The organism is Candidatus Aeolococcus gillhamiae, from assembly GCF_016464765.1.
GTDB lineage: Bacteria > Chloroflexota > Dormibacteria > Aeolococcales > Aeolococcaceae > Aeolococcus > Aeolococcus gillhamiae.
Genome location: NZ_JAEKNS010000038.1, coordinates 36,126 through 42,400, shown reverse-complemented (window position 1 = coordinate 42,400; position 6,275 = coordinate 36,126). Strand labels below are relative to the sequence as shown.

At 69.7% G+C, this 6,275-nt stretch carries 10 protein-coding genes; 7 read left to right on the top strand and 3 right to left on the bottom strand.

Features of this window, described 5'->3' with window-relative positions:
* The 4 genes from JF886_RS03210 to JF886_RS03195 all read left to right on the top strand — a co-directional run.
* Positions 1-522 (top strand): SDR family oxidoreductase (locus JF886_RS03210; RefSeq protein ID WP_502711384.1); only part of this gene is annotated, 522 nt, incomplete at its 5' end.
* 143 nt (positions 523-665) lie between these two features.
* Positions 666-2,042, top strand: coding sequence for an adenylosuccinate lyase (gene purB / locus JF886_RS03205; protein WP_337309546.1), 1,377 nt, complete (start codon positions 666-668; stop codon positions 2,040-2,042).
* Between the two features lie 8 nt (positions 2,043-2,050).
* On the top strand, positions 2,051-2,923 hold the full coding sequence (locus tag JF886_RS03200) for a phosphoribosylaminoimidazolesuccinocarboxamide synthase (RefSeq protein WP_337309544.1): 873 nt from the start codon (positions 2,051-2,053) through the stop codon (positions 2,921-2,923).
* Positions 2,924-2,929: 6 nt separating this feature from the next.
* Positions 2,930-3,301 (top strand): VOC family protein, encoded by a 372-nt coding sequence (locus JF886_RS03195; RefSeq protein ID WP_337309542.1) that lies wholly within the window; start codon positions 2,930-2,932, stop codon positions 3,299-3,301.
* Between the two features lie 4 nt (positions 3,302-3,305).
* Here the strand turns inward: JF886_RS03195 and JF886_RS03190 are convergent, their stop codons facing one another.
* Positions 3,306-3,491: a hypothetical protein gene (locus JF886_RS03190; protein ID WP_337309540.1), complete on the bottom strand. Its 186-nt coding sequence runs from the start codon at positions 3,489-3,491 to the stop codon at positions 3,306-3,308.
* 48 nt (positions 3,492-3,539) lie between these two features.
* Entirely contained in the window at positions 3,540-4,046 is a 507-nt protein-coding gene (locus JF886_RS03185; protein ID WP_337309538.1) for an alpha/beta hydrolase family protein, read from the bottom strand.
* A gap of 160 nt (positions 4,047-4,206) precedes the next feature.
* Here JF886_RS03185 and purS point away from each other — a divergent pair, with 160 nt between their 5' ends.
* Complete coding sequence (purS, locus tag JF886_RS03180) at positions 4,207-4,482, top strand: phosphoribosylformylglycinamidine synthase subunit PurS (protein ID WP_337309536.1); 276 nt, start codon at positions 4,207-4,209, stop codon at positions 4,480-4,482.
* Between the two features lie 15 nt (positions 4,483-4,497).
* Here the strand turns inward: purS and JF886_RS03175 are convergent, their stop codons facing one another.
* The gene (locus JF886_RS03175; RefSeq protein ID WP_337309533.1) at positions 4,498-4,710 is read right to left on the bottom strand and encodes a hypothetical protein; all 213 of its coding nucleotides are present in this window, start codon (positions 4,708-4,710) and stop codon (positions 4,498-4,500) included.
* A gap of 38 nt (positions 4,711-4,748) precedes the next feature.
* On the opposite strand from JF886_RS03175, the gene JF886_RS03170 reads away from it, so the two are divergent.
* Together JF886_RS03170 and JF886_RS03165 are read left to right on the top strand one after the other, a co-directional pair.
* The gene (locus tag JF886_RS03170) at positions 4,749-5,468 is read left to right on the top strand and encodes a DUF1990 family protein (RefSeq protein WP_337309530.1); all 720 of its coding nucleotides are present in this window, start codon (positions 4,749-4,751) and stop codon (positions 5,466-5,468) included.
* On the top strand, positions 5,455-6,219 hold the full coding sequence (locus JF886_RS03165; protein WP_337309528.1) for a DUF1990 family protein: 765 nt from the start codon (positions 5,455-5,457) through the stop codon (positions 6,217-6,219). The genes JF886_RS03170 and JF886_RS03165 overlap by 14 nt, the downstream gene beginning before the upstream one ends.
* Positions 6,220-6,275 lie beyond the last annotated feature (56 nt).

The window sequence follows — 6,275 nt, the reverse complement described above, 5'->3', positions numbered from 1 at the left end:
GTGTTGGTCTCGATCGTCGGCGCCGCCGCTGACAGCCCCATGGAGTTGTTCCGCGCCAAGTACGCCGCCGAGCAGCACCTCCGCGCCAGCACCGCGCCATGGACCATCGTTCGTGCCACGGCGTTCGTCGAGCTGTGGGCTGACATCCTCGCCAAGCCCATGGTCTTCGGTCGCGGCGACAACCCCATCAACTTCGTGTCGGTGCACGACGTCGCCGCCGTCGTGGCGCGCGCCGCCGTCGACACCGGCCTGCGCGGTCAGACGCTCGACGTCGGCGGACCCAACAACCTGACGTTCACGCAGCTCGTCGCCGAGCTGCAGAGCCTTCGCGGCGACACGCGCACAGTGCGCCACATCCCCCGCGCCATGCTGCGCGTCATGTCGCCGCTCTCGCGCAAGGCCGCGGCAGCGCTGGCGATGGATACGACCGACCTGCGCTTCGACCCCACCGCCTCACCGAACGCGGTCGTCGACCTCCCGCTCACCGACGCTCGAACCGCGCTGGAGGCGTCGGTCAGGTAGCCGCCAGGCGCGGGCCGGGTTCCCTTCACGGCCGGGGCGGCCGGACCAGCATTGCCACCCCCACCTTCCCGAGCCAGGCCCTGGTCTGCACAGCCGTCGCGCAGGACGTGCCATGAGGCGCCGTCCGTAGAATCGAGGCAGCTGTGATTCCCCGCTACACGCCCCCTGAGATCGCCGAGATCTTCAGCGACGAATCACGGCTCCGGCGCTGGCTGGACATCGAGCTCCTGGCGTCCGAGGGCTGGGCGGAGATCGGCATGGTGCCGCAGGACGTGCTCCCCGCCCTACGCCGGGCCAAGATCGACGTCGAGCGGATCAACCAGCTCGAGGCCGAGCAGGGCCACGACGTCGCCGCGTTCGTCGCCGCCGTCCAGGAGACCCTCGGCCAGGAGGGGCGGTTCATCCACCTCGGGTTGACGTCGTCGGACATCGTCGACACCGCCCTGGCCACGCAACTGCGCGACGCTGCCGCAATCATCGACAAGGACGCCGCGGCCCTCGAGCAGGCGCTCGCCAGACAGGCTGAGAAGCACCGGCTGACCCTGATGATGGGCCGCACCCACGGCGTCCACGCCGAGCCGCTCACGCTCGGTGTCAAGCTCGCCAACCACTACGACGAGGTGCGCCGCTCGCGCGAGCGGTTCCGCACCGCCACCGCCGAGATCGCCGTTGGCCAGATCAGCGGCGCAGTCGGGACGCACACGTCGGTGTCACCGCTCGTCGAGGAGCACGTTTGCAAGGGGCTCGACCTCGCCGTCGCGCCCGCTGCGACGCAGGTGCTCGCGCGCGACCGCCACGCGTCGTTCGTCTCGACGATGGCCATCCTTGCCGCGGTCCTCGAGCGCCTGGCCACCACCATCCGGCTGCTGCAGATCACCGAGGTGGACGAGGCCGAGGAGCCGTTCAGCACGCGCCAGAAGGGGTCGTCGGCGATGCCGCACAAGCGCAACCCCATCTTGTGCGAACGCATCTGCGGCCTCGCTCGCGTGCTGCGCGGCTACGCCATGACCTCCCTCGACAATGTCGCACTCTGGCACGAGCGCGACATCTCGCACTCGTCCGCGGAACGCGTGATCCTGCCCGATGCGTGCGCGGCAACCGCGTACTCGCTACGCCTGGCGACGCGCGTTGTGACCGGCCTGCGCATCAAGCCGGAGAACATGCGCACGCACATCGACGCCTTTGGGGGCGTGGTCTTCTCACAGGGCGTCCTCGGTGCGCTCATCACCCATGCGGCGTGGCCTCGCGAGAAGGCATACCGCGCGGTGCAGGAGCTGGCCCGTCGCGCCCGCGACGGCGAGGCCGGCTTCCGCGAGCTGGTCGACCGCGACGACGAGATCCGCAGCGCGCTCGGCGACGAGCGGCTGCAGCGCGCGCTCGACGTGCAGGGCTTCCTGCACCACATCGACGACACGTACAAGCGGCTCGGATTGTCGACAGAGGGCGGCGGGGCGTCGGATTCGGAGCCCGTCGCACAGGAACTCGCCGTCGAGGCGGGGTTGGGAGGAGGACGTCTCTGATGCCGGTGATGACCACAGCACAAGCAGAGGGCCTCACGGTCTTCCGTCGCGGCAAGGTGCGCGACACGTTCGAGCTCGACGACAGCACGCTCCTCATGGTCGCCACCGACCGGCTCAGCGCCTTCGACGTGGTGCTGCCGACGCCGATCCCCGACAAGGGCCGCGTGCTCACCCAGATGTCGCGCTGGTGGTTCGACAAGACACAGCACATCGTTCCCAACCACCTTCTCCCGGACGACCAAAACGCAGTTCCCGCCGCCAACCGCGACGACTGGCTGCAACGCTCGATGCGCGTGCGCCGCGCCGAGCGCATCGACATCGAGTGCGTCGTGCGCGGCTACATCTCCGGCAGCGGCTGGAAGGAGTACCGCAACGAGGGCACGCTCGCCAGTGAGCCGCTCCCCGCCGGCCTTCTCGAGTCGGGCAGGCTCGACCATCCCCGCTTCACCCCTGCCGCCAAGAACGACACCGGGCACGACGAGAACATCAGCCGCGCCAACCTCTCCGACGTCGTCGGCAAGGATCTCGCCGAGCAGCTGGAGCGCGTCTCGCTCGAGCTCTTCGCCTACGCGTCCGCGCACTGCGAGCAGCGCGGCGTCATCCTCGCCGACACCAAGTTCGAGTTCGGCCACATCGACGGCAAGCTGACTCTCATCGACGAGATCTTTACCCCGGATTCCTCGCGGTTCTGGGAGATCTCGGCGTGGCACGAGGGCCAGGCGGTCACCTCCATGGACAAGCAGTTCGTGCGCGACTTCCTCGAGACGCTGTCATGGGACAAGACGCCGCCCGGACCGGAGTTGCCGCCCGACGTCGTCGAGGGCACGCGCAAGCGCTACCTCGAGGCAGCCCGGCGCATCTGCGACCTGGAGCTCAGCTGACGCGCCATGGACTGGAAAATCGAGCTCATCTTCGTGCCGGTGACGGATGTCGACGTCGCCAGGGACTTCTACGCGCAGAAGTGCGGGTTCACCATCGACTACGACGTGCGGGTCTCGGAGGGGTTGCGCTTCGTCCAGCTCACGCCCCCGGGATCCGCGTGTTCGATCGCCGTCGGCGAGGGCATCACCCAGATGGAGCCGGGCACGCAGAACAGCATCCAGGTCGTCATCGCCGATGCTGCGGCGGCCATGGAGGAGCTGCGTTCGCGCGGCGTCGAGACAAGCGACGTCGACACGCAGCCCTGGGGGCTGTTCGTCACCTTCAACGACCCCGATGGCAATCGCTGGGTGCTGCAGCAGCTGCCGCAGCGAGAGTGATCAGCTACGCGGCCGCGCTCGCAAGAAAGGTGTCGAGGGCAGCCTGAGCCTGCGCGGCCACCGCATAGTGCAGCAGCTGGGTTCCATGATCGGTTCCAGACAGCAGGAGCAGCCGCTTGTGGGGCGATGGGCACGCGGCATACATCGCCTTGGCATCCTCGGGAAATGACCTGCTCTGGGCGGCATCCATGAACAGTACGGGGACCCTCAGCTGCGCCGCTGCTGCCGACGCGTTCAGTCACTGGTAGTACGATGGTCCTGACAGGCTGGCGACGCCGGCCACAGGGGGTGACACGGTCAGCGCTGCGATGAGGGAGGCCGCGCCACCCATCGAGGCGCCCATGAGGACAATCCTGGTCGCTCCGTCGCGCCGAAGCTGACCGGCCGCGGCCACCACGTCTGCCACGAGGTCGGACCCGAAGTCGAATGCGAGGGCTCGCATACCGAGGTCACGGAGCCGTTCCGCATAGCCGACCCAGCCGCAGAGGTTGGCGAAGTACTCGTGGGACATCACCACACCCAGGGACCCGCTGCCGAACTCTGCCCCGATCAACTGCTCCCGGCCGGCCGAGAACACCACCTCACGCGCGTGGTCGCTCGGCTGGATGCAGTCGTCGAGAGGCGGGGCGCTCGGCGCCGCCCTCACCGTCGCCGAGGAGGTGGTCTGCGGTTGCGCGCCCGAACCCCCGCACGCGACGACGGCACTCCCGAGCAGCGCCGCGATCAGGAGCCTGGCGACCGCCACGGCCACCTGAGCCGTGCCGCCTCTCGCCCGCCTCGGGCCGCGAACACGGGCGAGGGATGGGTTCCCCATTGCTCGAGCAGTGTGGGTCGCTGTCCAGCCTCAGGGAATCCCCCATCGGTATGAAACCGCCGACTCCCGCCCCCGGTTAAACTCGAGGGGCGTGATCTTCGACCTCGCCATCGCCGTCACCCTCAAGCCGGTGGTCAACGACCCCCAGGGCCTGGTGGTGCGCAGCGGTCTCGAGCAGCTGGGCTTCGACGGCGTCAGCGACGTCCGCGTCGGCAAGTACATCCAGCTCAAGCTGGAGGCGGACGATGAGGACGCCGCCCGAGTCAAGGCCACGCAGATGTGCGAGCAGCTGCTGCGCAACCCGGTGATCGAGGACTACCGAATCGGCCTCGAGATGCAGCTGGAGCCCGCCGCCACCGGCGCCTGAGCGGAGCCTCTCCGGCTACTCGTGGCGCTCGAGGCTGTCGCCGATCAGCCAGATGGTCGGGGGCCAGAGGCCGACGAACAGCGCGCGCCTCTCGGCGTTGCCCCGTTCGTCCTGGTCGACCGTCTTGGCGCGGATCCAGAGGCCGATGCACAGCCCGATCGAGGCGAGCGAGAACGCCTGCATGTGGCCCGCGCGCAGGCCAGCACGGTGCAGCTGGCGGCTGATCACACCCGCATTGTAGGGCGGCCTTCCACTAGCCTCGGGGCGTGCCCCACCGTCTCGACCGCCGCCGCCGCTGGCTCACGGCGCTCGGCTGGCCGACGGGCGTCGCGCTCACCTCCTGGGATTACATGTGGCGCACGACGCCGTTGCACCGCCGCGAGCTCATCGCCAAGCGCACTGACGGCCGCGACCTGCCGCCGACCTATCCCCACGGTGTCGACGCCGCCGACGTCCAGCCCGCCGAGCAGGGCCACGGTCCCCTGTTCCATCGCCGCTACCGCACCAGCGTCCGCCGCGGTCGAATGAACGCGGCGGAGTTGATGGCTGCGGTGCAGTGCGACCTCAACAGCGCCGCGCCGACGAAGCTCGCGAGCTTCCAGAAGACGCGTGGCGACAGAGCCAAGATGGCGGTCGGCGACGAGTACGTGGTCCGCATGCCGGGACCGTGGGACGGCCCGGTGCGCGTCATCGCCGTCGGCCCATCGTCGTTCCGGCTCGCGACGCTGCATGGCCACCTCGAGGCGGGTCAGATCGAGTTCCGCGCCCGCGACGACGACGGCGTCGTGTTCGAGATCGAGTCCTGGGCGCGGAGCAGCGACTTCTGGTCGAACCTGTTGTACCAGCACCTGCGGATGGCCAAGGAGGTGCAGCTGCACATGTGGCTGTCGTTCCTCGAGAACGTCACCCGCATCGCCGGCGGCCGGATGACCGGCGGCGTCGACATCGAGACGCATCGCATCGCGGACTTCAATGTCGCGTCGTGACCGCCTGCTCGGGCCGCCGCGGGTCCGCCGGCGGCTGGCTGCGCTCGCCCGTGCACCGATCAACTTCGACCCGGGCGACCTCCAGCACGCCAGCGCCGCCACCGGGTGGAAGATTGACGACCTCTGCCAGGACCTCGGCTCTGAGCCCCCCGGCGACCCGGTCCCCGGCGGCACCTGGGAGCTGGCTCGGGCGCTGCTGCGCGGCTACGCCTTCGCCGACCCGTCGATCGTCCGCGCCTACTACGACCCCGACGTCCCGCTGATGGGCAGGACCCTGCTGCTCAAGCTGCGGGCGCTCGGCCTCCTCCACGTGTACGCCGGCGTCCGCGTCAGCGAGGTGCGCGACGCCACCCAGTCGCACGACGGTCGCGACGTGCGCCTGTGGGGGTGGAGCTACCGCACGCTCCAAGGCCACGTGGAGGAGGGCCAGATGGACTGGGAGGTGTGGAAGTGGCGCGACACGGGCGTCGTCGAGTTCCGCGTGCACGCCGTGTGGCGGCGGGCGGCGGTACCCAACCCGGTCGTGCGTGTCGGGGTCGCTGTCCTGCGGGCGCACGAACGAGCGCTGTTCCTGGCCAGCACGGCGCGACGGATGCGTGTGTTCACGGCGCTGGCAGCGCGGGCTGACGACAGTCCGGCGGTCGTGCGTGAGGCAGCCCGCCAGCTGAGCGCGCGTGGAGGCGACGACGTCGACATCACCGCCGAGGAGCTCGAAGAGGCGCTGCGCGAGGTGCGCGCCCCGAGCACCTGAGGCCCGCGCGTCGGGCACCCGGCCGCGGCCAGTCGCCGCGCGCCGGTATCATCGGG